This is a genomic window from Spirosoma arcticum, assembly GCF_054779955.1.
In genome coordinates, this window is the sequence record NZ_BAAGXG010000009.1 from 26090 (window position 1) to 50856 (window position 24767).

The 24767-nt window shown below is 52.5% G+C and carries 32 protein-coding genes and 1 pseudogene; 17 read left to right on the forward strand and 16 right to left on the reverse strand.

The annotated features are described in order from the left end of the window. Nucleotides 1–16 precede the first annotated feature (16 nt). Complete coding sequence (locus ACYVHB_RS20205) at nt 17–643, forward strand: MarR family winged helix-turn-helix transcriptional regulator (protein ID WP_461053599.1); 627 nt, start codon at nt 17–19, stop codon at nt 641–643. 35 nt (nt 644–678) lie between these two features. Here the strand turns inward: ACYVHB_RS20205 and ACYVHB_RS20210 are convergent, their stop codons facing one another. The 4 genes from ACYVHB_RS20210 to ACYVHB_RS20225 all read right to left on the reverse strand — a co-directional run bounded on the left by ACYVHB_RS20210 (nt 679) and on the right by ACYVHB_RS20225 (nt 2715). Further along, nucleotides 679–1017: a hypothetical protein gene (locus ACYVHB_RS20210; protein WP_461053600.1), complete on the reverse strand. Its 339-nt coding sequence runs from the start codon at nt 1015–1017 to the stop codon at nt 679–681. A gap of 90 nt (nt 1018–1107) precedes the next feature. Continuing rightward, nucleotides 1108–1467, reverse strand: a complete 360-nt coding sequence (locus tag ACYVHB_RS20215; RefSeq protein WP_461053601.1) for a DUF6463 family protein — start codon at nt 1465–1467, stop codon at nt 1108–1110. A 229-nt stretch (nt 1468–1696) separates the two neighbouring features. Continuing rightward, nucleotides 1697–2071 (reverse strand): DoxX family protein, encoded by a 375-nt coding sequence (locus tag ACYVHB_RS20220; protein ID WP_461053602.1) that lies wholly within the window; start codon nt 2069–2071, stop codon nt 1697–1699. A gap of 80 nt (nt 2072–2151) precedes the next feature. Beyond that, entirely contained in the window at nt 2152–2715 is a 564-nt protein-coding gene (locus ACYVHB_RS20225; protein WP_461053603.1) for a Crp/Fnr family transcriptional regulator, read from the reverse strand. 149 nt (nt 2716–2864) lie between these two features. Between ACYVHB_RS20225 and ACYVHB_RS20230 the strand changes: the two genes are divergently transcribed. The 4 genes from ACYVHB_RS20230 to ACYVHB_RS20245 all read left to right on the forward strand — a co-directional run bounded on the left by ACYVHB_RS20230 (nt 2865) and on the right by ACYVHB_RS20245 (nt 4889). After that, nucleotides 2865–3287 carry a DoxX family protein gene (locus ACYVHB_RS20230; protein WP_461053604.1) on the forward strand — a complete coding sequence of 141 codons (423 nt, stop codon included), beginning with the start codon at nt 2865–2867 and terminating at the stop codon, nt 3285–3287. A gap of 192 nt (nt 3288–3479) precedes the next feature. After that, nucleotides 3480–3779, forward strand: coding sequence for a RidA family protein (locus tag ACYVHB_RS20235; RefSeq protein WP_461053897.1), 300 nt, complete (start codon nt 3480–3482; stop codon nt 3777–3779). A gap of 114 nt (nt 3780–3893) precedes the next feature. Continuing rightward, nucleotides 3894–4247 (forward strand): VOC family protein, encoded by a 354-nt coding sequence (locus ACYVHB_RS20240; protein ID WP_461053605.1) that lies wholly within the window; start codon nt 3894–3896, stop codon nt 4245–4247. 84 nt (nt 4248–4331) lie between these two features. Beyond that, entirely contained in the window at nt 4332–4889 is a 558-nt protein-coding gene (locus ACYVHB_RS20245) for a GNAT family N-acetyltransferase (protein ID WP_461053606.1), read from the forward strand. A gap of 129 nt (nt 4890–5018) precedes the next feature. On the opposite strand, the gene ACYVHB_RS20250 is transcribed toward ACYVHB_RS20245, so the two are convergent. Continuing rightward, nucleotides 5019–5690, reverse strand: coding sequence for an FAD-dependent oxidoreductase (locus ACYVHB_RS20250; RefSeq protein ID WP_461053607.1), 672 nt, complete (start codon nt 5688–5690; stop codon nt 5019–5021). A gap of 59 nt (nt 5691–5749) precedes the next feature. Here ACYVHB_RS20250 and ACYVHB_RS20255 point away from each other — a divergent pair. Further along, a protein-coding gene (locus ACYVHB_RS20255; RefSeq protein WP_461053608.1) for an IS3 family transposase occupies nt 5750–6945 on the forward strand; the annotation gives its coding sequence in 2 pieces (ribosomal slippage) (nt 5750–6046 and nt 6049–6945; 1194 coding nt in all). 29 nt (nt 6946–6974) lie between these two features. On the opposite strand, the gene ACYVHB_RS20260 is transcribed toward ACYVHB_RS20255, so the two are convergent. The 4 genes and pseudogenes from ACYVHB_RS20260 to ACYVHB_RS20275 all read right to left on the reverse strand — a co-directional run bounded on the left by ACYVHB_RS20260 (nt 6975) and on the right by ACYVHB_RS20275 (nt 8347). After that, nucleotides 6975–7124 carry a DUF4256 domain-containing protein gene (locus tag ACYVHB_RS20260; RefSeq protein ID WP_461053609.1) on the reverse strand — a complete coding sequence of 50 codons (150 nt, stop codon included), beginning with the start codon at nt 7122–7124 and terminating at the stop codon, nt 6975–6977. Further along, a complete protein-coding gene (locus ACYVHB_RS20265) occupies nt 7093–7515 on the reverse strand; it encodes a DoxX family protein (RefSeq protein ID WP_461053610.1) in 423 nt (140 codons plus the stop codon). The genes ACYVHB_RS20260 and ACYVHB_RS20265 overlap by 32 nt, the downstream gene beginning before the upstream one ends. Before the next feature lie 6 nt (nt 7516–7521). Further along, a pseudogene (locus ACYVHB_RS20270) lies at nt 7522–8017 on the reverse strand (SRPBCC family protein). A 6-nt stretch (nt 8018–8023) separates the two neighbouring features. After that, complete coding sequence (locus ACYVHB_RS20275; RefSeq protein WP_461053611.1) at nt 8024–8347, reverse strand: ArsR/SmtB family transcription factor; 324 nt, start codon at nt 8345–8347, stop codon at nt 8024–8026. 411 nt (nt 8348–8758) lie between these two features. Between ACYVHB_RS20275 and ACYVHB_RS20280 the strand changes: the two genes are divergently transcribed. The 11 genes from ACYVHB_RS20280 (at nt 8759) to ACYVHB_RS20330 (ending at nt 16821) form a co-directional block, all read left to right on the forward strand. Next, nucleotides 8759–9100, forward strand: a complete 342-nt coding sequence (locus ACYVHB_RS20280; protein WP_461053612.1) for a YciI family protein — start codon at nt 8759–8761, stop codon at nt 9098–9100. An 89-nt stretch (nt 9101–9189) separates the two neighbouring features. Beyond that, nucleotides 9190–9573: a VOC family protein gene (locus ACYVHB_RS20285; protein WP_461053613.1), complete on the forward strand. Its 384-nt coding sequence runs from the start codon at nt 9190–9192 to the stop codon at nt 9571–9573. A 126-nt stretch (nt 9574–9699) separates the two neighbouring features. Beyond that, a complete protein-coding gene (locus ACYVHB_RS20290; protein WP_461053614.1) occupies nt 9700–11019 on the forward strand; it encodes an RNA polymerase sigma factor in 1320 nt (439 codons plus the stop codon). 3 nt (nt 11020–11022) lie between these two features. After that, entirely contained in the window at nt 11023–11217 is a 195-nt protein-coding gene (locus tag ACYVHB_RS20295) for a YciI family protein (RefSeq protein ID WP_461053615.1), read from the forward strand. 129 nt (nt 11218–11346) lie between these two features. Beyond that, nucleotides 11347–11898 carry a GNAT family N-acetyltransferase gene (locus ACYVHB_RS20300; protein ID WP_461053616.1) on the forward strand — a complete coding sequence of 184 codons (552 nt, stop codon included), beginning with the start codon at nt 11347–11349 and terminating at the stop codon, nt 11896–11898. After that, complete coding sequence (locus ACYVHB_RS20305; protein ID WP_461053617.1) at nt 11895–12287, forward strand: hypothetical protein; 393 nt, start codon at nt 11895–11897, stop codon at nt 12285–12287. The genes ACYVHB_RS20300 and ACYVHB_RS20305 overlap by 4 nt, the downstream gene beginning before the upstream one ends. A gap of 462 nt (nt 12288–12749) precedes the next feature. Continuing rightward, a complete protein-coding gene (locus ACYVHB_RS20310; protein ID WP_461053618.1) occupies nt 12750–13688 on the forward strand; it encodes a helix-turn-helix domain-containing protein in 939 nt (312 codons plus the stop codon). Between the two features lie 101 nt (nt 13689–13789). After that, a complete protein-coding gene (locus ACYVHB_RS20315) occupies nt 13790–14554 on the forward strand; it encodes an SDR family NAD(P)-dependent oxidoreductase (RefSeq protein ID WP_461053619.1) in 765 nt (254 codons plus the stop codon). 22 nt (nt 14555–14576) lie between these two features. Continuing rightward, nucleotides 14577–14930, forward strand: a complete 354-nt coding sequence (locus ACYVHB_RS20320) for a hypothetical protein (protein ID WP_461053620.1) — start codon at nt 14577–14579, stop codon at nt 14928–14930. Between the two features lie 148 nt (nt 14931–15078). Continuing rightward, complete coding sequence (locus ACYVHB_RS20325) at nt 15079–15996, forward strand: NAD(P)/FAD-dependent oxidoreductase (protein ID WP_461053621.1); 918 nt, start codon at nt 15079–15081, stop codon at nt 15994–15996. 159 nt (nt 15997–16155) lie between these two features. Then, nucleotides 16156–16821: a hypothetical protein gene (locus ACYVHB_RS20330; RefSeq protein ID WP_461053622.1), complete on the forward strand. Its 666-nt coding sequence runs from the start codon at nt 16156–16158 to the stop codon at nt 16819–16821. On the opposite strand, the gene ACYVHB_RS20335 is transcribed toward ACYVHB_RS20330, so the two are convergent. From ACYVHB_RS20335 to ACYVHB_RS20365, 7 genes are all read right to left on the reverse strand, one after another. Continuing rightward, nucleotides 16818–17159, reverse strand: a complete 342-nt coding sequence (locus tag ACYVHB_RS20335; protein WP_461053623.1) for a DHCW motif cupin fold protein — start codon at nt 17157–17159, stop codon at nt 16818–16820. The genes ACYVHB_RS20330 and ACYVHB_RS20335 overlap by 4 nt on opposite strands. Before the next feature lie 23 nt (nt 17160–17182). Then, nucleotides 17183–18757: a S41 family peptidase gene (locus ACYVHB_RS20340; protein WP_461053624.1), complete on the reverse strand. Its 1575-nt coding sequence runs from the start codon at nt 18755–18757 to the stop codon at nt 17183–17185. Nucleotides 18758–18848: 91 nt separating this feature from the next. After that, entirely contained in the window at nt 18849–21206 is a 2358-nt protein-coding gene (locus ACYVHB_RS20345; protein WP_461053625.1) for an ABC transporter permease, read from the reverse strand. 47 nt (nt 21207–21253) lie between these two features. After that, nucleotides 21254–21655, reverse strand: a complete 402-nt coding sequence (locus ACYVHB_RS20350; RefSeq protein ID WP_461053626.1) for a hypothetical protein — start codon at nt 21653–21655, stop codon at nt 21254–21256. 196 nt (nt 21656–21851) lie between these two features. Then, nucleotides 21852–23168 carry a flavin-containing monooxygenase gene (locus ACYVHB_RS20355; RefSeq protein ID WP_461053627.1) on the reverse strand — a complete coding sequence of 439 codons (1317 nt, stop codon included), beginning with the start codon at nt 23166–23168 and terminating at the stop codon, nt 21852–21854. 81 nt (nt 23169–23249) lie between these two features. Next, complete coding sequence (locus ACYVHB_RS20360; protein ID WP_461053628.1) at nt 23250–24314, reverse strand: cellulase family glycosylhydrolase; 1065 nt, start codon at nt 24312–24314, stop codon at nt 23250–23252. Next, nucleotides 24314–24739: a DUF3471 domain-containing protein gene (locus ACYVHB_RS20365; protein WP_461053629.1), complete on the reverse strand. Its 426-nt coding sequence runs from the start codon at nt 24737–24739 to the stop codon at nt 24314–24316. The genes ACYVHB_RS20360 and ACYVHB_RS20365 overlap by 1 nt, the downstream gene beginning before the upstream one ends. Nucleotides 24740–24767 lie beyond the last annotated feature (28 nt).

Sequence of the window (24767 nt, forward strand, 5' to 3'; positions counted from 1 at the left end):
TCATAACTGATGTAGTATGGACAAAACGGTTGACTTAGTGACGCAATGGGCCGCGTTTTCGAGCCGAAATCCGCAGGCTGATTTGGAGGATTTTTACCGCTACCAGCTTATCGAAGCCCAGCAGAGTCGTCAGCAGGGAGCAATAGCGGATGGTATCGTCCCGCCAGAGATCAATCTGCTGCTCATCAAGCTCATCAATCGGATTGATCGACTTTATTTAGCCTACGCCGAAAAAGTCATCGAAGGCACGGGGCTCCGGCATTTTGAGGAATTCTTATTCATGAATGCCATTGCCCATCTGCAACAACCCCGCAAAACTGATGTGATTAACCACACCATTACCGGGCTTTCGTCGGGGCTGCTCATCATTGACCGATTGAAGAAATACGGCTTCGTATCGGAGCGCGATGACGAGACCGACAAACGATCCCGACGGTTGGTGCTGACGGATGCCGGTGCAGCGGTGCTCCAGGATTGTTACGGGCGAACCAGTCAGTTAGGCCGTTTATTTTTTGGCAGCTTGTCGGAGGACGACATGCGGCTTTGTGTTCACTTGCTGACGGGTACTGAACTCAAATTTGCTCAGTTATGGCCCCGTCATAAAAGCAAGTCGTATGCCGCCATTCAGGACGATTACCGGTAATGGTAAACGGTAGGCGGCTATCGAAAGCAACTCCCCTAAAGTTCAGAGAATCCACTGCTTTTCTGGCGCTCGTTTATCAATAGGGCTACACCACCTAAAATCCGATCCAAGCTAAATGTAGGCGCATGGGCTGGATCAGAAACACCTTGGTAGGCCTGACCCGCTGACTGCCCTCTGCGGGCGGCTACCGGAAATCGCTGTGTATCCGTCACCTTTTCTAGCAGCGGGGTACTGACTACCCACCATTCCGTGTCGCTTATGCCCGTATCGGATTGGGTTTGGTTGGCACGAATACGGGAGGTGCCTTCCGCGTGCGTGAGCACCAGCGTCAGTACCGAGTCCATCTCCACGTCAGTCAGGCCTAACTTGTCCAACGGAATGACAGTTGAAACGACGGTGCGGTCGATTGGTTTTGACCATTGCGAAATAATGGATTAGCTGATCCAAAGAGTGAATTATGGGTGTCAACGGCTGTAGCTGGTCAAGTAAATGCTCTGAAGCAACACCAGCCAAAAACCGCTGGTTGGCATCAGTACGACACCAACCAACCAAAGTCCGGTCAACACATATCCGAAGGCACTTGGCAGCACCATTCCTTTCCGGCGCCCAACCCAATCCATCAGGTAGCCGGTCGGCCCCATCAACAGGCCTACAAACGTAAACCAGAAAGCCAGTTGGTGGTCAACCGATTCGCGGGCACTGGCGACCGAACGCGTTGCAATCATCGCGTTGAACTGATGCTTAAACGCCACGACGCCCGTAACAACATGCAGGACGCCGGTCAGCATGAAGATCAAGCCGGTATAGCGGTAAAATCGGTTCATAGTTTTGCTGTTTTATTACGATCCGGTAGCGGCCTCATCCGTAATCAGAACACTCACTATTGAGTTATCTGATAAACTGCTCAAACGGACAACACAAACGAAGACTGATTTACGATGGACAGTTCAGGGTGGTTGATAAGTGACGTGGCGTTGCGTTCGTCCTGGCCGGTCAGGCACAGCACGAAAACAGGCGGTTATCCGCCTGGCTCGACGCATCAAAGTTTGACCGTTAGGCGGTCAACTCAATCCAGCGACTGTAGGCCACCAGTACACAAAGTACAAAAAAGACGCCATTCAGCCCGACCGTTTTCGGCTCCCCACGCCGGTAATGAATGATGGCGGCTGGTATCATAATTAACCCGAGACACAGCGCAGAAAGCGGAGTCAATACCGGTAGTTGGTTGAGCAGGAGCGGCAAGATCAGACCGGTGGCTCCGGCCAATTCAGAAATACCAATGAATCGGATCAATGACAACGGCAGGTGTTCAACCCCCGTCATTCCCATTGCCACGAGTGTTTGTTCACTGCGCGTGGATTTCATCAGGCCCGAATAGAAAAAAGCCAGGGCCAGAAGACCTTGAATAACCCATAAGACGACGTTCATGAGCAGGTGCTGATTAGTTGCTTTTGAATGTCCAAAGTTGGCCTGCTGCCGGTTTTCGTCCTTTGACAATTGTCAAAAAGTTACACCTGCGCCCGAATTCGGCTCAACGTTTCGGGCGTGACACCTAAATATGACGCAATCATACCGAGCGGAACACGCTGCACCAGTGTAGGGTTGGTTGCCATTAATCGCTGGTAGCGCTCCAGGGCCGTGGCCATGTGCAGCTCATCGAACCGTTGTTGCACCAGCAGCAACCCGTGGCTGACCAACAATCGGCCTAAGCGCTCCATATCGTGATGCCTGGCATAGAGTTCTTCCAGCGACCGGTACGGCACCGACCAGACAACCGACGGCTCCAGTAACTGCACGATGCGCCGGTCGGGTTGCCGACTCAGAAAACTCACGATGGAACCGGCAAACTGCTGTTCGGCACTGAGCCAGTCCGTTACGTCGCGGCCGTCCTTATAGTAGTGCGTCCGGGCCAGGCCCGTTTCGATAAAATAGATGGATTCGCTGATGATATCGGCCTGTACCAGCATATGCCCCTTGTTCAGCGTTAACCGGTTGGCGATAGCAGATAGGGCACGCTGGCTTTTGTCAGACAGAGGAGTAAATTGACAGAGCGCATTAATGAACGGGTTCATTACGGACTGATTTCAAATTGTACATGTAATTAACGTGATGAAAAGTAAGGGCATACCCGTTAAACCCGAATGTAAAAAAAATAGTGTTCAAGGTGTCCAATTTCGAGCGACTCAGTCATTACTGGGGTGCAAACCAACCACTATGTCCCATGAACCTCTTGGTATCTCCTCAGACCCGTACCCCGTCAAAAGCACGACTTATTGGATATTGGATCATCACAGCGTTAATCACCTTTGAATTAGTGTATGGCGCACTTTGGGATTTTGATCTGCTCAACAAAGGGTATGTAGATACTATTCTGAGGCATCTTGGCTACCCACTCTATTTAGGAGCAATTCTGGGTGCCTGCAAGCTGGCTGCGGCTGTGGTTATCTTTATGCCTGGATTGCTGCTGATGAAAGAATGGGCGTACGCGGGCGTTGTTATTCTATTCACCGGAGGATTTGTGTCGCATTTACTGGTGGGGGACGGCCCTGGCCAGTTCATTTGGTCGCTGCTGTTCGGCGTCTTGGCCATCGGCTCCTGGTCACTCAGACCCGAGAACCGGCGGATAGTAATGAAAGCCACTTAATGCTACTTTTACGTTGCTTATGGTACGAAAATTAGTCGTTACAACGCTGATCTTAGGATTCGTTTACGGGAAGACGTTTAGTCAGCAGGTCCCACCAATTGTTCAGTTTTCAAACCCAACTGTACTGGCGACCCCGAAGGGCTACTCCCAATTGGTTGAGGTTGATTTGGGAACAGCCAGAATGGTACTCATATCGGGTCAGGTAGCGCTGGCAATGTCGTTGGCAAAGATGATCCCAAACTTCAGTTTGAGCAGATATTTCGTAATCTCTGGGCGGCTGTAGCGTCAGTTCACGGAGCAATGGACAACGTAGTCAAGCTAACGTATTACCTCCGTGATATAAGGCACTTACCAGCCGTCCGGGAGACTCGGGATAAGTACGTTAATGTACAGCATCCCCCAACAAGTACCGCTGTTGAAGTCAGCAACTTGTTTAGAGCCGACTTTTTAGGCGAAGTAGAGGCTACCGTTGTTATACCTAAGGGTAAGTGATGGTATCGTATGCTCTATGAGTGAGCCGGATGGCTATCAAGATTACCGGTTTTACAGTTATTAAGCTGGTTTGTAGCTTTAGCAGAAGACCTTGTTAATAAATGAGAGCCTATTATGGTAAAGAGAATCGTGACGAATATAGGGGCTGGAAAGTCCAACATAGACATAGCTAAGGCGTTTTACGGGCGAATTTTAGGTTTGACGATTGCAATGGATCTGGGATGGATTATAACCTTCGAAGCTCATGCGAGTACCACGCCACAAATCAGTATAGCTATAGAAGGTGGATCGGGGACTGCCGTACCGGATATTACGATAGAAGTATATGACCTTGAGGACGTTTACCAACGAGTAGTTCATGCCAATCTTCCCATTGAATATGGTCCGACGAAAGAAACTTGGGGCGTCAAACGCTTCTTTATCAGAGACCCTTTTGGCCGCTTGCTTAATATTCTTGTTCATTGTTAAATGAGGCAGGGTTCCGATTTGCTTGCCCTCGTTCTCTAATTCAATCTGAGACACAGCCATAAAAAGAGGCAATTAGATCGTTTTATGATTAATAGTTCGAAAGGTCCAGTAAGCATTATTATTCGTAACGAAACAGCGGCTGATTACGCCTTAACCGAAGCACTGGCGCTGGCCGCATTTGCACCCGACGTACGCGTCGCTGAATTGGTTCGCAGATTGCGTATGTCCGAAGCCTTGATTTCCGAACTCAATCTGGTTGCCGAAGTGGATGGCGTGCTGGTCGGCCACCTGATGTTTAGCCGAGCCACGATTAGCTCAGGGCACACGGCCGCGCTGCTGTCACCATTGGGCGTGCTGCCCAGTTTTCAGCGACGTAAGGTGGGAACATCACTCGTTGAGTACGCACTAAACTGGTTAAGAAAATCCGATTTCCCGGTGGTTGTGGTGGAAGGCGTTCCGGCTTACTATCCTCGTTTTGGCTTTACGTCGTCTCATGCCATGGGTATAGAACCACCTTTTCCCTTGCCCGAATCCGTTTGGCAAGCCTACCGCTTACCAGCCTATCAGGAAGCGGTAAAGGGAACGGTTCACTACCCAGAGCCATTTGATTTTCTCCATTCTGAGGAAGAGACAACGCCATAAATACAACTAACTCATGCTGGACGAACGGGTTACGCTACGGGCTTATAGTCATCCGTATCCGCCTGTTTCAGCAAGGGAGCAGAAACGAAATAGTAAAGCCGAGGTACGATACCATCAAACCTGACTACCTTACTGCGCTGGAAAAGGGGCAACCTCGATGGTCTGATTGGTCAGCGAGTCGTCATTGATAAGCTTACGCCTGACGAAAGGCAGCAACGATAGAAACCGCAATAGCGCTGGTCTGATGACCGCTAAAACACCATTTCTCAGAGAAATCTGGGCAAACGTAAGGGCATTGGCGCGTTGAATGTGTTTCGATCCCTGGCGTTGCGCTGATTCATAGTCCGCCAGCACCTGGTGAATACGGGTCATATCCGGCTCCTCAACGATGGTTTGCAACCGCCCGGCCAACCACCATACGCCTACCATACCCACCATCATCCCCGCTCCGGCGGATGGCCCCATCGGATGAGCCGCATCACCGGCCAACACTACCTGGCCAACGTGATAGTGGCTGGATTGGCCCTGACCCAGCCGGAAGCTACTGGCCCATAACAAGCGGTGGTGAGTAATCTGCGGAAAGTACGTTTTGATCAGGCGGTCAACATAGGCGGGTTCAACGGCGGCCTGCCGATCTTCATCCCGGTTGATCCGGTAGATAATACGCCATTTGCCGGGGTGAAAGTTGAACAGGCCAACGGGCCGCTTTGGATCGAGTTCGATCCAGGAAACGGTGGCCTGCTCACCGGGCACATTCGCTTCTACATCAGCCACGGCGGAATAGATTATGATGTTCCCCAAAAACTGGACAGCAAGGATAACTTGAAACAATTTACCTTGCAACTACGAAATGTTCAACAATGGCAATACCCATCCGACGCATCCACGATGCTCATTTCAAGACCAAAGTGGTCTTGGAAGCTCTCAAGGGAACCAAAACCCTGGCTCAACTGAGCAGCGAATTTGGTATTCACGCCCAGATGATCACCGACTGGAAACGGCAGGTTTTAGAGGGAGTTCCTGCTCTCTTCGAATCTGGCTCCAACAAGCCAACCCTTTCGCTCGAACAGCGCGAACAGATCGAGTCTCCGCTGTTTCAACAGATTGGGCAATTAAAGGTGGAGAACGACTACCTCAAAAAAAAATTACGGATGAGTTGAACCGTGATCGGCACTGGCTCATTGAGCCAGAACACGCCCAACTTAGTATTGCTCGCCAGTGCCAATTGCTGGGTTTAGCCCGGTCGAGTTATTACTATCAGCCACTGGGCGAGTCAGCGGAGAACCTGGCCTTGATGGAACGGATTGATAAGTTGTTCACCGATCGGCCAGGGATGGGGGTGCGTCGGATGCATCAAGAGATTAGCACTGTAGATAATCCAGTCAATATCAAGCGAGTACATCGACTCATGCGGCTAATGGGCCTGGAGACAGTATACCAGAAACCCAACATGTCCAAGCCCGCCGAAGGCCATCAAATTTACCCGTACTTATTACGCGGAGTGGTGATTAATCAGCCCAATCAAGTCTGGTCCACTGACATCACCTACATCCCCATGGCGACCGGGTTTCTGTATCTGTGTGTAGTGATTGACTGGCATACGCGCTTCATCTTAGGGTGGCGATTGAGCAATACGCTGTTGACTGATTTCTGCATCGACGCACTGGATGATGCCTTTGGGCAGTGGGGACAGCCGCTGATTTTCAATACGGATCAGGGCAGTCAGTTTACCTCGAAGGATTTTCTAAAGCCCTTGCAGGATCGGCAAATTGCCGTCAGCATGGACTCCAAAGGGCGGGCTTTAGATAATATTTTTGTGGAACGGTTCTGGCCGGTCCGCCGGTGCGGTACCTTGAAATACGAACATGTGTATTTGCGGGGCTACGCGGACGGATTATCTTTGTGGAAGGGGTTGGATAAGTACTTTCGCTTCTATAATTACGAGCGTAAGCACCAGTCATTAGGCTACCAGACACCTGCTCAATGGTATGTCAACGAACCAAGTGGGAAAGGGGAAAGTACAATTTTCGATCTAGCTTCCCTAAGCTTGAATTAGCTCGAAGGCTGTCCAACTAATTGGGAACACTATAACCACAGCTTTTGGGAGTTAGCTTCCAATTTAGCCAGCACGGCAGCCCATTGAAGTCCTTCGTGGCGTTGCCTGTTTTTCTCGAAACGGACGTTTAATGCACTGAGTAGTTCTTCACGCTGCTGGGGAGAGAGTTCCTTTTTCATGCGGCTCTTGTTGAGGAAATGAGATTATTTTTCGATTTGCAGGTCTGAAATACCACGACACCCCAATCAAACCAAGCAATACCAGCGAGGGCAGTAACTCGGTCACCGAATCACCCGATGCGATATGTGATGCTGCCGCACCCGACATGACAAAGAAGAAGCCGGCGTAAGCCCATTCTTTGACCAGCGTAAAGCGTGGCAGTAGAACCACAATCACTCCGAGTATTTTCCAGGCACCAATGATGTCCAAAAAATACAATGGGTAGCCTAAATGGACAATAATGTTCGTGTACCCTTTGGTATGAATCAGTTGCGCCAGGCCTTGCGCCATCATGCCCAAAGCTAATATACCCGTGGCAACCCAGTATGTGATTTTGTTCCGCGTAGTCATAAGAGATTAGTTTAAACTGCTTATTACGTGTTGCAATCGGTTGTGAGCCATGTTCAGCCCTTGTGCGAAGGGTAGCCGTACCATTTGGTCTCTGAGCGCGACCGTTCTATACACGATGTGCATAGTGAGTCTGCTGGTGTCGTCAGTGAGGGGTTCAAATTCCAGAAATTCAAGCTGAACGGAATATTGGATCGCACGGGCGGCCCCGCGCCGACGCGGGGGAATTATCCATTTCAAATGTCCGGGTGATTTTCTGGTTCGGGTTAAACTCGTGGATCACCCCATTGAACCCATGTTTGTTTCCATTGGGATCGGTTGTTTCAAAGTGCCAGCTACCGTGCTTTTTGTTTTCCAGTTTCAGCACTTTCGTTCCCATCCATTGCTCAACAATGTCTGGCTCCACATAGGCCTTGAAGAGTAATTCCACCGGCAGATCAAACTCCCTGGTAATCACTAATTCCTGTTTGCCGTCTTCGGCATAAATTTTTGTTTTCGGCTCCATAGTGGTTTATTTTTTGGGTTGGTGCTGTTTCATGATCGTTTCCAGTTTGTTAAACCGGTCATCCCACATCTGGCGGAAGGGTTCAATAAAGTCGGCTATCTCCTTCATGTTCTGTGCGTTTAAGTGATAGTAAATTTCCCTGCCGTTTTGCTCCTGTTCGAGCAGTTCGCATTCGGTGAGTATTTGCAGGTGCTTTGACACGGTCGGTCTGGCGGAGTCAAAGTTGGCGGCTATGGCTCCGGCGGTCATGGATTGGGAGGCTACCAACAGCAGGATAGCCCTTCGGGTCGGGTCGGCGATGGCCTGGAAAACGTCTCGTCTTAAATTCATCGTGTAGTCATTTGACTACAAATATATGTGTAGCTATTCGACTACGCAAATTTTTGCGATTTTTTTACTGTCGGCTTACTAACAAGCTTACCTCACCAAGATTAGGCATAACGTGCCGTGTCCGCAGGCTGATTACCTTGTGGCGACAGAAAACAAAAAACTAACAGGATGTCCAATTTCGGGAGACTCAGTCATTGTTGGGTCGAACACTAACTTGCCAATCAACCATGGAACAGCGAATCAATCCTTACCAGGCTAATTACCCGGCCATGAAAACACTCTTTGGCATCGGAGCGTACTTAGCCAATTCACCCGTCGAACGTTCAGTGCTGGATTATTGTGTTTTCGGGTGTCCCATATCAACATGCATCTCATTACAGACCCCGTGAACACCAGAACTTTTTATTTACCATGAGCGAATTCATTTTATTATTCCGTCAACCCACCGATGTGGTCCCCAGTGCCATGTCGCCTACGGAGTTGGAAGCTATAACGAAACGCTGGCAGGCGTGGGTAGGTGACATTACGGCCCAGGGAAAATTAGCCAGTAACGGCACCCGACTGGCAACGGAGGGCAAAGTGCTGCGGGCCGATGGCCTGATTACCGATGGCCCGTTTGTCGAAGTCAAGGAGCGGCTGGGTAGTTTTTTGGTAGTCAGGGCCGACAGCTTGGACGAAGCGACGGCCTTAGCGCATGGATGCCCGGTTTTAGCCATGGGTGGCAGCGTCGAAATCCGACCTCTGCTTGGGTAATAAGACACAAGTTACACGATAACTAATTCAGGGGTTGAAAACAGGATTCAACGTCTACTAATCAGCAACCTATTCTACAATACAAAATTATGTTTACCAAAATCATGTATGTCAATGTGATCGTAAGCGATCAGGACAATGCCCTTGCGTTTTATACCCGGCTTGGGTTCGAAAAAAGAATCGATTACCCCGGGCCAGACGGTCGATTTTTAACCCTGGGCTTTGCCGGTCAGGATGTCGAATTAATGGTGCTGAAGGGAGAGATTGCCTCCTCAACGGATGTAGCCGAAACGACTCCTGCTCTACACCCAGGATTTCTTTTCATTGAGTCAACTAATCTGAGAGAAGAATGCCGCGTATTGGCTGCTGAGGGCATACCGTTTGAAACGGAAGCGGAGGACTATCCGTATGGGGTTCGTGCGACAGTGCTGGACCCGGATGGAAACCGGGTTGAGTTACGACAGCGTAAGTGAAGCCTTGGCTGTTATCGCTCTGCCTGGGCGAATTGCTGGGTAAGGAAGCATCAATATTCGTTTTTAGCTTGGATAGCAGGCTTCTCTGAAAGCGCTCACGAACCAACGTAAACAAAGTCAAGCCATATGGAAAAGGCGCATGAATCGCTCAAGTCCCTGTTTCAGCAGGAGTTTGTCCGGCTGGTGGCCGTCATTAGTAAGCGGTTTGGTTTGCAGCATATCGAACTGGCCGAGGACATCGTGAGCGAAACGTTTCTGCTGGCTGCTGAAACCTGGGGCGTTCGGGGCTTGCCCGCTAATCCAGCGGCCTGGCTCTACACCGTAGCCAAACAGAAAACGCTCTATCAGTTCAGACGACGTAAACTGCTGGACGACAAAATCATGCCCGAACTAACGGCCCGTCGTGGACTCGACGGGCATACCACCGACGAGGAGTGGGACGAGGTGAGCTTCTCGGCGCAAACGATTCGGGATAGTCAACTGCAAATGCTGTTTGCCGTCTGTACGCCCCTGATTGCCGACGAAGCCCAGATCGGCTTAGCCTTACGTATTCTCTGCGGTTTCGGCATCGACGAGATTGCCGAAGCTTTTTTGACCAACAAAGAAACCATTAGCAAACGATTGTTTCGGGCGAAAGAAAAACTGCGGGCTGCCAACGTACCGATGGCCTTACCCGACGAAGGTGAACTCGTCCGCCGGTTAGACCGGGTGCTACACGTCATCTACCTGCTTTTCAACGAGGGGTATTACTCAAAGACCCAAAACCAAACGCTCCAGAAAGAGGTGTGTCTGGAAGCAATGCGTTTAGGGGTCATGCTCACCGAGTACGAACCAACCAATCAGCCCAAAATCAACGCGTTGATGGCCCTGATGTGTTTCCATGCCTCGCGCTTTGAGGCCCGGCGTGGCGACGCCCGGTCGGATCGACGCTCGGCCGGTCGGCGTTCCGATGAAGGGTCCGGGCAAGCTGGTGATGGTGTGCTACTTCTTTACGAACAGCAAAACGAAGCATTGTGGGATACGGCTTTAATTCGGCAGGGCTTCGCTTATTTAGAACGATCCTTGCAGGGCGACGAATTGAGTACCTATCATCTGGAAGCCCGGATCGCTTCCTGGCATTGTGTGAAAGAAGATACGCCGGAAAAATGGGCTGCTATTCTGGCCCTATACGATCAGCTTCTACGCGTCAACAATTCGCCCAGTGTTGCCCTTAACCGGACGTATGCGCTTTACAAAGCCGAGGGACGGACTGCTGCACTGGTGGCCGCCGAAACGCTCAAACTGAAAATGAACCACTTGTATTTTATGCTGCTCGGCGAGCTATACCGGGAAATAGACTCTGTGCGGGCAACGGCCCATTTCCATCAGGCGTATGCCTTAGCGAAGACTTCGACGGACCGGCAGACTATCAGGCAGAAATTAAATGCATTAGTTCTCCTCACGTGACGGATGAAACAAACATTTTTGGTTATCTACCGACCGGGTCTGGCCTGGAAAACCGGACAACCCGCTTCGGCTCAACCACCGCCTGAGCACGGTCGCTATCTGCTCGATCTTTATAAGCAGGGCTATCTGCGTTCAGCCGGTCCGTTCAGCGATGATATGGGCGCAGCGTTGGTGCTGGAAGCCCCCGACGCAGCTTAGGCGAGGGCACTTGTCAATGCCGACTCCGCCATTGTGCAGGCAGTCTTCACCTACAAAATCCACCCCTGGGCGGTGGTGCCCTGGTAGCATTACCTGAGCCGACCCGAAACGCATTAACGGCAGAAACCCATGATCAAAGCGTTGTATTCCGACTCGATCATCCTCCACTTGGTTGATGAAGACAATCTGGCCGATGTATGCGTCCTGTTTCAGGGCTACCCTGATTCCCGCGAAATGTTGCAGGAGCTTTTACGAAATTATCTGCCCCAATATGAGAGCGGTAGACGAACCAACTACGGCTTTTACGTCCTACTGGATAATCAACTGGCTGGCATGACCCTGTTGAACGTGGATAGCAAGCCCGACGAGTGGAATGGTTCGACGGGGGCCGATATGTTTACCCACATGCGGGGCAGGGGCATCACTCCCCGTAGTAAGCCTCATCTATTCTACTTAGCCTTCGAGTTACTTGGACTCAACCGCGTGGCCACTGGCTGTTTGATCTCGAACGAATCCTCAAAACGCTCTATCGAAAAAACGGCTGGTTTCCAGTTTGAAGGCATCTCACGCGAGTCGGGCGTCAATGAACAGGGTGAGTTTGAGGATGAATGCATCTACGCCATTCTTAGACGGGACTGGCTCCGGCTATACGATCCGGCCCAGATTCAGGTAATTCAGTGAGTACATACGAAAACCCTATAACCCTAACCCGACTCCTCGTTTTCCATGCCATCGTGACGTTCGCGGCCGGTGTTGTGCTAATTGTGGCACCCGGCGTTATTCCGGGCTTTATGGGCATTCAGGTAGACCACCCGGCTAACCTGCTGGGGGCGGCTGAGGTGGGTTTAGCCGTCCTGTCTTATTGCAGCCGTAAATTAAGCGACAGGCAGGCTCTACAGGTCGTTTACCTGACGTTTATCGTGTTTCATTCCCTCACGGCTCTGCTCGAAGTGTACACTCTCACCCAGGGGGGCAGTACCAAGATCTGGGGCAATGTGGCGTTGCGAATCGTGGTCACCGGTTTGTTTATCTACTACGAGGGGCAAATCAGGCCAACACAATCGCCATGAAACTAATTGTATTTAGGGCTACCGGTGGCAGCGGCAAACAAGTCGTTGAACAGGCGTTACAGGCTGGCCATCAGGTAACTGTCTTAACCGGGTATAGGTTGTCAGTTTTCTACCCAAAATTGACAACCTATACCCGGTTAAGACAGGTTAAATGTTTTTCCATTAACCTGTACACTTTTGTTGGCACTTAATAAGGCGGGCCTGAGAGTAATTGAAATGCGCTTGTGTTGGCCGGGCGGCTGCCTAAACCACACCCTTCTAATCGTACCTGAGAGGAATTGAAATGTGACTAAGCTGTTAATCGTCTCCTTTACGTATTCCTCTTCTAATCGTACCTGATGACCGTGCTTGTCGCAGGTGGGCTTTTTCATCGACGCAGACGCGGGGTTTCAGGGCATGGCAATCCAGCTAACCTGTTTGGGAACGAACCCCTATCTTTGAATTTCACAAATCAGGTCTCCCATGAAAACTATTTCGCTGGATGAGTTCTACCAACAGATGACGACGATGTCGGGCACCGACCTAAACACGCTCTTGCCCAGCGGTATTCAGCAAGAGGTTGGCCATTTCAACGTGTTCAACCTGGAAGAACTGCTTAAAAACAGCCGCGAGAAGCCCCCAATGCCTTACGACCGCCGGGCCTATTACAAAATAAGCCTGATCCGGGGGCGCAACCGGGCCGAGTATGCCGATAAGGTGATTGAGATGGAGAAGAATACGCTGCTTTTTGCCACGCCTAAAGTGCCGTATCACTGGGTACCGCAGGACCTCAATCAGTCCGGGCAGTTCTGCATCTTCACCGACGAGTTTCTGGTTCAGACCAAAAGCGGAGTCGTGCTGGACGATTTGCCAATCTTCAAAGCGGGCGGGTACCCGGTTTTTGAGGCATCGGATGCTGACTTCGCGGAGATCAAAGCGGTTTTCGACAAAATGCAGCGGGAAATCACCTCTAACTACGCGTACAAGTATGATTTACTGCGCAACTACGTCCTGGAACTGATCCACTACGGTCAGAAATTGCAACCCGCCACGGCCCTGCATCCGGGCCATACGGCCTCGGCGCGGGTAACCTCGTTGTTTATCGAACTGCTGGAACGGCAGTTTCCCATCGGCACCCCGCAGCAAAAACTCCACCTGCGGACGGCTAAGGACTACGCCGACCGGCTGGCCATTCACGTCAACCACCTCAACAAAGTATTGAAAGAAAATACGGGCCGCACCACTACCGAAGTTATTGGCGGGCGGGTGATTCAGGAAGCTAAGGTGCTCCTGAAACAAACCGACTGGAACGTCTCCGAAATTGCCTGGTGCTTAGGGTTTGATGAGGTGGCCTACTTCTCGAACTTCTTCAAACGGCAAACCTCGTTTTCGCCGGTCGCTTTTCGGACGCTGCCCGCCTGATTTGAATTTTATAAACAATGGATTGCTATTTATAAGCGTCGTTCTGCCCGCGCCCGCCACCTTTGTGCTGTCATAATTCAGCGACAAAACAGATGCAGTCAATGGCAACAACCCCAAAAATTGCTTTAGTAACCGGCGGGAGTCGGGGCTTAGGCAAAAACATGGCCCTGAGTCTGGCCAAAAAAGGAATCAACGTGATTCTAACGTATAACAGTAAACAGGACGAAGCGGCATCTACGGTCGCCGAGATCGAAGCCCTTGGTCAGCAGGCCACAGCCCTGCAACTGAACACCGCCGACGCAGCGGGTTTCGATGCTTTTTATGCGCAGGTAGCCAGCACGTTGCAGACCACCTTTGCCACGGACCGCTTCGATTTTCTGATCAACAATGCCGGTACGGGTCTGTACGCGCCGTTTGTCGATACGACCGAAGCGCAGTTCGATCAAATGGTGGCGATTCATCTGAAGGGTGTTTATTTTCTGACCCAGAAGGCGTTGCCGTTGCTCCGTGACGGTGGCCGGATCATCAACATTTCCTCCGGACTGGCGCGTTTTTCTTACGTGGGTTCATCAGCGTATGCGGCTATGAAAGGCGCGGTGGAGGTTTTCAGCCGCTATTTAGCTAAGGAATTGGGGGAGCGCAGCATTGCCGTCAACGTGGTAGCTCCCGGTGCCATCGAAACAGATTTCGGCGGAGGCATGGTGCGGGACAACAAGCAACTAAACGACCGCATAGCCTCCGAAACGGCCCTGGGCCGGGTGGGGCTGCCCGACGATATCGGGGGCGTAGTGGCGTTCCTGTGTTCCGACGAAGCCCGGTGGGTCAACGGTCAGCGGATTGAAGTATCAGGAGGTATTCACTTGTAAGTCGTTGTCAAACAGCGCGAACATGATACTGAAAATCGTCAGCGGACTGCTCATTCTCGGCACAGCGGTCATGAGCATCCGGCATGGGTGGGGCGGTTTGACGGGCAATCCCCGACCGGAGGCCGTTCAGCTAATGACCGGAATCGGCATCGGTAAATCCATCCATTTCGGGCTGAGCGTACTCTCGGTACTGGTTGGGGGGCTGGTGCTATTTCCCCGGACGTTTTTTGTGGGCAATCTGCTGAGTGCGCTGCTCTTTGTGGTGATTATCGCGTTTGCCCTCAACAGTGGAAACCTCCGGGCGGCCCTCATCGAAGTGCCTTTCCTGCTGGTCCCGCTGCTGCTGCTCTGGCTGGGCCATCCGTTTAATCGGTGAACGTGTTGCCGGTGTTGGTCGATGTTGGTTAACGGAACAAGTTGCTGTCGGCCAGACTATTTTTCGGTATCCAGCAACTTTTTGTAGCGTAGGAGGGGTTATAATTGCAACAACGTTGCAATTATAACCCCTCCTTTTAGTTAAGCTTATGGCTACTCAAGTAACGCATGATGCCATTATTGTCGGTGGCAGTGTCGCCGGGCTGAGCGCAGCTTTGGTGCTGGGCCGTTCCCTGCGCCGGGTGCTGGTTGTTGACGGCGGAAAGCCATGCAACCGGCAAACCCCGCATTCGCACAGCTTCATGACCCGCGATGGCGAAACGCCCGCCCAGCTCACGGTCATTGCCCGCCAACAGGCGCTGGCTTACCCGACCGTGTCGTTCATGAACGGCAACGTCGTTACGCTCACCAAAAACGAGGTCGGTTTCAGTCTGAGCACCGACCAGGGCGAATCTTTTCGGGCGCGGAAGGTGCTGCTGGCCACGGGTGTCGAAGACATGATGCCTCCGCTGCCCGGTTTTGCCGAGTGCTGGGGCCGGTCGGTGCTGCACTGCCCGTACTGCCACGGCTACGAAGTGCAGCACCAGCCGCTGGGCGTGCTGGCCCACCCTGACCACGTGATGATGCAGGTGCCGCTCATCCGGCACTGGAGCAAAAATCTTACCCTGTTCACCAATGGCACCGTTTCGCTAACCACCGAGCAACGCGACACAATTCAGCGGCTGAACGTACCCATTGTGGAGACGCCGATTCAGCGCATCCGGCACGAAAACGGAATGATGACCGCGTTTGCGTTTGCCGATGGCAGCGCGTTGGCCCTGACGGCCCTTTTTGCCGCCGTTCCTTTCCGGCAGCATTCCGATCTGGCGCAGCAGGTGGGCTGCACCTTCACCGAGACCGGGCTGATTGGGGTGAGTCTGTTCGGCGAAACCAGCGTACCGGGTCTGTTTGCGGCTGGGGATAACAGTTCGCCCCTGCGTCAGTTGGCCATTGCCAGCGCCAATGGCGGAACCGCCGGGGCCGGGTTGAATCGGGAACTGATCAACGACGACACAGCAACGGCCTGAACTGCGGTTACCTCCGTAAAAACGCTTGTCAGGCCGTCTTCAGGCTGAACACGACCGGCGTACCGTTGCTGGTTTTTGATAATTGTCAAATGGATTGGCGACGCACGGGCCGTACTTTGTGAACGGTGCTGGCCCTACTGTGCTGTTTGCTTTCGTCCTATGTCAACTGTCTTTTTTCGTCGCTCCGTTGCGCTTTTCTGGTTCTGGCTCTATCCGGCGGCTGTGCTGCTCTTCATCCATCGTCACTTCGCGCTGAATCAGCAACCGGCGCTCGGCTGGTTTATGGTGCTGGCTCCGGCCCTGACCATGTATATAGCCGTAGGCACGGGGGCGGGCGTGTTTCGGTTGTGGTATTTCACGACGAGCTATTCCCCACGCGGGGTTATGCTAACCATTGGCCTGTTGTATTCCGCCGTACTCAACCCGTTTGCGCTGGCACTTTTGGCGTACCTGCCCGACAACCCGATTGTCTTTCTGGCGGGTGTTAGCGTGGGTGGGGCCGTGTTGGGTACGTTTGTCGACGTGTTTCTGCTGTATACGGGCCTGCTCTATGTGAAGTCGAAACACTACCCGCCGGGCAGTAACGCCATCCGGCACGCACTTTCATACGGACCGGCTTTTTTTAGTTTGGTGGGCCTGGTCATTGGCCTCGGTCTGCTAGTTGGCCGACATCGCCTGACGGCCGACCCTACGGCATTGCTCTCCACACTGGCGTTGGTTGTGCCGTCTTGTGCGCTGCCTTTCCTCTTGTTTCTGGCCATTCAGCGGAGACGTGCGGTGCGGCACCGGCGGGTCAGGAAATTATCAGCTACGCCACTGAGTTAATTCTGGAGAAAGTCGCCGTCGATGATGAGCAGTTTAACGCCGGTTTTTGACGAGGAACGATGCGAACTGAGATTGTCGGAAACAACATACGCCATTCCCGGCGTGAGAACGACAGTGCCGCCCGCTTCGAGTTCGCTGCTAAACTCACCTTCTAAGCAATGAACGATATGCCCTTTCTGGCACCAGTGATCGGCCAGATAATCCGGCGAATACTCGACCAGCCGAATCCGGAGTCCACCAAGTTGAACCGTCTGCCAGTAGGCAGTTCCCGTCACGCCTTTATATGCTATACGCTCAATAAGCGTCCAGTCAATGGTCTGAAAGGGTATAGTACTCATTGGATGAATTTTTGCGCTTAGTTTCAGCGATACGGAGCCGCTACCTGGTAAAAATGACTGCTCAGGTAGTTGTACGTCAATGCACAATGCTCGACAATCGCACCGTTACGATCAAGCACAATAAGAACTGTCTTTCCTTTTCCGCCACTCTGGCTCAGGTGTAATCGAACGTATTGTTTGTCTTTAAGGGTAATATGATGAGCAACGGTCAGTCGGTGCGTAGTGCGTTTGGCAAATGGCCACCGCTTTCTCCGTTTAAGGGATGGCTGTACGTTTACGTAGAACCGGTCCTTTACATTTTGTTGATAAAATGTAGAATCAGCAACTTGTTCCGCGCTGATCCGCGCCTGCACGCCGTCTGGTTCATAGACGCCTGTCAACGAATAACAATTGCGGGCAAAAGGAGCTAACAGGGTGGCATCCTCCTCGACTAAGCCCGTTGAGTATGGGGTAATGTCACCAACTGCTTTTACCCTAAGCAGGCTATCCGTAAAGAAATTCAATGCAATTTGTTCGTAGCAAATCGTTTGTCGGGTAAGCGGTGTTTGATTGGTCTCTAAATACCTGATTGCCTCCTCTAAAACAGGATCATTGCCCTGCAACATATCTTTCCGGTGGTGCAAAGCCATAATATCAGCCGGAACGCCTTTACCCTCAAAATTAATTCGCTTAGCGCTGACAGTCTGTCCGTTAGACAAGGAAATTTCCCATCCATTCGGTAGTTTCTTGCCTAACATGGGTGAGAAAATTCCGTTGGTGTTCTCGCCGATCAGCCTTACGTAGGGAAATTGGTTGAGGTATAAAGCACAATGGTCACCCGCACTGATTGTGGCCCCACTGGTTAGCAGTAGGGTTGGTTTAACAAGCTGTTTTTCACCTTGTGGCGGTACGTAGTAGGCGCCCCAGGGGGTGTACTCATGGCGTCGTTTGCTAATTCGGGTACGACCGTAGCCAACCAATCGCTTAACCTGAGTCAGCCGTCCGACCAACGCATACAAAAACTCGGGAGACCCTCCTCCATTAATGCGAATGTCCAAAATCAACCCCTTCACATCCGAGAAATCAGCAATCATTTCGTCCAGTTGCTTCGTAAACCGGGACAACGACATGCCGCCAAAACCGTTGATCTGAAGATAGCCATACTCGTTTGAGCGGCAGTAACCACCAATCTGATACGGTGCGCTCTGAAATGGAGTGAATGCGCCGAAGCCTGCTTTGCTCAAATTGGCCAGCGTCACCTGATGAAACTGCCTTTGTAATTCTTTGGTAGGAAACTCCTGGTAAAAGCGGGCGTATTTAGCGCTGGCGGGTAAATCGCCGGTGGGCGAAACAACGACATGGCCATCTTTCAGGGGAGCTACCATGTCGTTGAAGATGGCCAATAGCTGCTCATCCGTCGTTTGCGGATTGACCATCGGCCTGAACCGTTGGTACTGCTGTTTCCAGTCGACTCCCCGGCCGTCGAAGTGGGCATAATGACGATTGAACAAATGCCAGAATGCTTCAAAGTTTCGCTCAGGATCGTTTTTGGGAGACGCCTGACTAACGGTGGTCATGAGCCAAAGAGCAAACAACGGTAGCAGCGCGTAGTACTTCATGGTTGATCCATTAACCGGTTCGTTGTAGCAAGGTAAACTACGGAATCTACAACATCAGATAGTTGGGCGAATCTTTCCTGAAAGCGGTAAATTAGTCCGCCTGCAAGCTTTTGATCGGGTTTATCAACGCGGCTTTTATGCTCTGCGCCCCAACCGTGAGCAGCGCTACCAGAATAGCCAGCACACCGGCTAATGGAAATACCCACCACTCGATGTTGATTCGGTAAGCAAAGTCCGTTAACCACTGATTCATGGCGTACCAGCCAATCGGGGTAGCGATCAGGAGCGCAATCAGCACCAGTTTCAGGTACTCGCCGGATAGCAGCGCCACGATGCTGGCAACGCTCGCGCCCAGTACTTTTCGGACGCCGATTTCTTTGGTCCGCTGCTCGGCGGTGTAAGCGGCCAGACCGAACAAGCCCAGACAGGCAATAAGAATGGCAACGAACGAAAAGTAGTTGAAGAGCTGGGCCGTTCGCTGTTCGGCGCGGTAAAGCCGGTCGAAGCTCTCGTCTAAGAACTGATACTCAAACGGATAGTCCGGATTAACCGACTTCCAGACTTTCTTAGTCGATGCTACCACCGACTCGGCCGCGCCCGCGCTCACCTTTACGTACACCCGGTTGCGCCAGTTGGGCGACACGAACAGCACCATGGGTGCAATGGTTTCGTGCAGTGACCGGAAATGAAAGTTTTTGGCAACTCCAATGATGGGACCCGTTACGTCGTGCAATGTCAGCCGCTTGCCGACCGGATTTTGCAAACCCATCTGCCGCACCGCTTCTTCGTTGAGGATAAACGCGTTGGAGTCGGTCTTCATCGCCTGCGAAAAACCCCGCCCGGCTACCATCGGGATGGCGAACATCTGGGTAAAATTGCGGTCAACCGAAATCTGGTTCAGGATGATGTTTACGTTGGGCGCTTTGCCTTCCCACTCACCGCCCGACGACGAACTGCCGACGTCGTTTAAGTCGTTGCTGGCGGAGGTGACACTGGCTACCCCCGGCTGACGGGCCAGTTCGTCGCGGAAGGCTTCGTACTGAGCACCGACAGCGCCCCGCATGGAAAAACTAAGGATGTTTTCTTTGTTGTAGCCCACGTTCTTACTGCGGATGTAGTGCAGTTGCCGGGATACAATCAGGGTGCTGGCGATCATCAGAATGGACAGGGTAAACTGCACCACTACCAATCCTTTCCGCAGGGCGATACCGGCGCTGCCCGCCTTGAAAACACCTTTGAGCACCTTAACGGGCTGTAGGGAAGATAGCATCAGGGCCGGGTAGCTGCCCGCCAGTAAGCCCGTTGCCAGGGTCACCAGCAGCAACGTCAGTAGGGTTCGTCCGGTTAGCAGACTAATCGTTAACTGCTTGCCGGTCAGGTCATTGTACAAAGGGAGCAGCAGCGCCACGATGGCCAATGCGATGAGCAGGGCCATACCGACCAGCAGAAATGATTCGCTCAGAAACTGGCCGATCAGTTGCTCCCGGTAAGCACCGGCCACCTTTCGCAAGCCCACCTCCTTGGCTCGTTTAGCCGAGCGGGCGGTGGCTAAGTTCGTGTAGTTGATGCAGGCCAGCAGTAAAATGAAGGCGGCAACAATCGAGAAAATATACACGTACTGCACGTTGCCGTGGGCTTCGCCATTGCCCTGCACCGTACTGTCTAAGTAGATGGTCGGCAGGGCCTGAAGAAGCAGCGTACCTTCGTTTTCGGGATCGCGTCGCTTGAGAAACTGACCCAGTTGCTGACCGACAGCCGTTACCGACGCGCCGGGGTTGAGGGTTACGTAGGTGATGTAGTTGTAGTCGTTCCAGTTGTTGTCCAGATCCACACCCCGTTCTTTGAGGTACACAAACGGCATCAGAAAGTCGAACGACAGGTGCGAATTAGCCGGTACGTCGCGCAGAATACCCGTGACGGTCACGTCGTCTTTGCTGTTGACGCGGATGATCTTACCCACCGGGTTCTCCGTACCGAAATACTTAGCCGCCAGACTCTCCGACAGAATAATCGAGTTGGGGTTGCTGAGGGCGGTCCGAACGTCTCCTTTCGTTAGCGGAAACGTGAACATCTGCAAAAAAGAGGGGTCGGCTAATGCTCCCTTTTTTTCATCGAATGCACTGTTTCGGTAGGCCAGCAGCGTCCGGCCCATTGATGAGAAGCGGGCAGCTTTGTCAATACCGGCGATATCACGTTGCAGGCTGGCGGCTAAGGGTGCGGGCGTAGTGGCGTAACGTTTGGTCTCATTCGACATGTTCCACTGGGCTACTACCCGGTGAATCTGGCTGGCGTTGGTATGAAAACTGTCGAAGCTAAGCTCGTCCTGTACCCAGAGCAGTAATAATATACTGGCACTCATGCCCACAGCCAGGCCAAACAGATTAATTAACGTGAAGACCTTGTTTCTCTTCAGGTTACGGAACGTGATCGTGGCGTAATTGCGTAGCATGGTTTCTCAGCTATGTTGGGTAGACGTTCAGAAAGAGACTCATCAAATCAGGGCATGGTTATCGTCCGTTCGGTGGTTTGCTGAGGAGCCGTCGTGGCTAAGCTAACCTGTTTGATCAGGCTGCCGGTCGCCGACCTGATCTCCAGTTCGTATGTCCCGTCGGCGAGCTGATCTACGTTAAGTTCCAGAGCCAGTTTCGTTTGTTTTCTAACCATTTGCTGGGTAAATAGCTCACTGCTTTTGCCCACCTGACGCAGGATGATACTGATGGGCTGAGCGGTGGTTTTCTCGACCACGAGCCGGATTTTGTTGGATTTGGTGACGTAAACGCTGGCCTCGAAGGAAGCTGGTTTAGCGGGTCCAACTGGGTTAGCAAATAGGCTGGTGCCCGTCAGAAGAAGAAAGGCGAAGAAGGCATTAGCGAGAACGGACGTTGACTTGACAGACATGATCGGAACGAGTTGTGTTTGTGAATGATTTGTTCTCTTTACGAATGCCAACAAGTGTGCCAACTCAATAACTACTTGATTATCAATAATTAATTATCTGTTCAGGGCAATTAGAGTGTACGGTAACGGACACGGCCTGTCCACTACCGTACGAAGCGGACAGTACTATATTGGGTTATTCTTTAGTTGTCAGTAATTACGCCCGCATCGCTTTCATCTCCCGTTCGATGCTCTGCTTGTAGGGGTAAAAATCGACTTGCAGCGTGTGCCGGGCCGAGTGGTTGTAGCGACGGCGGTTTTTAGCGGCTTCGTCGTCGATGGAACGCAGCATGGTAAGCTGGTTGGGCAGGCGGCACTCGCCCCGGATGAGTTTAGTGATCCAGATGGCCTGGGTTTCGGCGAGGGGCATAATGGCCCCCAATGGCTGCACTAACCCCACAAAATACAAACCCGAAAAATCGGGATGCACTACCCGTCGGTACAGTTGCAGGTCGTTGGTTTGCTCGACGTTGAAAAAACCGTCGTTGAAAAACGGGAAGGTGACTTTGTAGCCCGTGGCATACACAATCATATCGAAGGGATCGCGGGTACTATCGGTGAAAACGACATCGTGCCCCTCGAAGTGGTCGATGTTGGGTTTGAAGCGAATCAGGCCCCGCCCGGCCATGTTCAGCAAGTCCTGCGACACCGTGGGGTGCTCGCTCAGCAGGGGGCGGTTGGGTTTGGGTACGCCGTAGTTCTCCTGTTTGCCGTGGGCCAGCCGCAGTGACAGGTTTAACATGAACCGCTGCAGCCGCATCGGCAGTTTAGCCATGCCCGGACTGACCAGCGAATCGAACGGCATACCCATGAGCCAGTTGGGCATGATATAGGCACCGCTGCGGGTCGAAATGGTCACCCGGCCGGTATGCTGCCGGGCCGCTTCGCAGGCAATATCCACCGCCGAATTACCGATACCGACCACTAACAGCGATTTACCCCTGATCTGCTCGGGCTCTTTATAATCGTGGGAATGAATGGCCTCACCGGCGAACGTACCGGGAAACGGCGGATCGGGCAGGCGCGGATTCCAGTGGTGCCCATTGGCCACAATCAGGTGCTGGTAAGTACGCACCTGATGCGAATCCCGCGACTGGATGCTGACCTGATACGTGCCCGGTTGGTCATCGTCCGGTCGGGTCACGTCGGTCACCTCGGTATTAAACGTGATTTTATCGCGAAACCCAAAATGGTCGACGTAGTCATCGAAGTAGCGGATAATCTGACTGTGGTGGGGAAACATCGGGTAGTCCGTCGGCATCGGGTAATCGCTGTAGGCCATCACCACGCGGTTGGTGTTGATGTGCAGCGACCGATAGGCCGACGACATGCCGTTGTCGTTGTTGTAGCGCCAGTTGCCGCCAATGCCGGAGCCGCGTTCGAAACAATCGAAGTCGATGCCGTGCTGGTGAAGCGTTTTGGCGACCGCAATGCCCGATGCCCCCGCTCCAATGATGCAAACCGATGGATTCATAGATTAGTGGAGAATGAATAATGTACAATGAATAATGGTCAATGTACGATGGATAATTGACCATTATTCATTGTACATTACTCATTTAACAATGCCTTTAATGAACGACACTTCGGCCGGGCTGTAGGCGGTGCCGTCGGGCCGGAATATATCGTGGAACCACACGGGCGGCTCCTCGCCCGACGGTATTTTCTTGTACCAGCTATAAATGGTGTTGGTCTTACCCTTCACCAATCCCCAGTTTATTGCGCCCACGGTATACTGTTTGAACACGGGCAGACAGCCCTCAAACGTGCTGCTCTGACCCCGCGATAGGTATTCAGTACACAGCACCGGTCGGCTATAGTCGCGCTGTAGCTGCTCAATCTGCGCTTTCAGGCTCGTGGGCGACAGGTAGCTGTGAAACGTAATGATGTCCGAATTGGCAAACATAACCTCGTTCGATAGGGGGTGCGAATGCCACCAGCCCGCCGTGAGGGGCTGGCCCGGATTAGCCGCCCGCGCCCACTCGAACGACTTTCTGAGCAGCGGCACCACCGCATCCATGTAGCCGGAGTTGCTCGGTTCGTTGAACACGTCCCAGACCAAGACGCGTGGGTCATTGGCATAGGTGCTAACGACGCCTTTCACGTAGGCCTCCAGCCCGCCCCACGTCCGCGAATCGAACAGTCGTTCCGTGCCGGGTGCCCGTGCCCATCCCGAATTGTGAACACCCGGTTTGGGATCGGGTTGCTTGCCCAATTTGGGGTCGTCGTTCCAGCAGGAGTCGAACAGCACGAACATAACTTTAATGTGGTGCCTGTCGGCGATGGTCAGAAACTGGTCGATGCGCTGCTTGAAACCCACGCTGTCGGCCTCCCAAACCAGGTTATGCAGAAATACCCGCACGATGTTCATGCCCAGCCCTTCGGCCAGCGCCAGCTCGCGGTTGATGGTGGCGGGGTCGAAGGTTTCCGCCTGCCACATCTCCAGCTCGTTGACAGCCGTGGAGGGCACGAAGTTGCAGCCTACTAACCAGCCCTGTTTGGCGTACCAGGTGTTTGCCCGCTCCGCCGACCACCGGCCGGTTTGGGCCTGACCAGCGAATGAAATCAGCAGCAGCCAGCCAATCATCAGACGGCTACGGATGTACGGAGTCTGTCGCATCAGTCCGCCCGAATGCCTTCAAACGTCTGCCCCTGTACAATCAGCACAACTTTGCTGACTTTTCCGGCGGGGTTACGACCAAACTGCACCGAACCATACACATCTGAACCGCCATTGGGATCAGGTACAGTAAAGGCATCGGGGGTATTGTCAGCAGGAATCAGACCCGACTGACCCAGCCCAACGGCTTCGCCCACTAACTTGCCACGTTCGACCGTGACGATGATCTGTTTAATGTCCCCAGTGGCGACGGTGTAGTTACCCACGTATTGTTTCAACTGATTCGTGTCAGGAGTGGCAACTCCCGAGGTCGTCGTCGTGGTAGTTGCTCCTGGAGTGGCAGTTGTCGAAGCAGTTTGGGCGTTAACAGAACCGGCCATGAGCAGGCAACCGATGAAGAAAGGGGCAATGAGCAAGCGTTTCATACGTGATTGTTTAGTTAATTGTTAATTG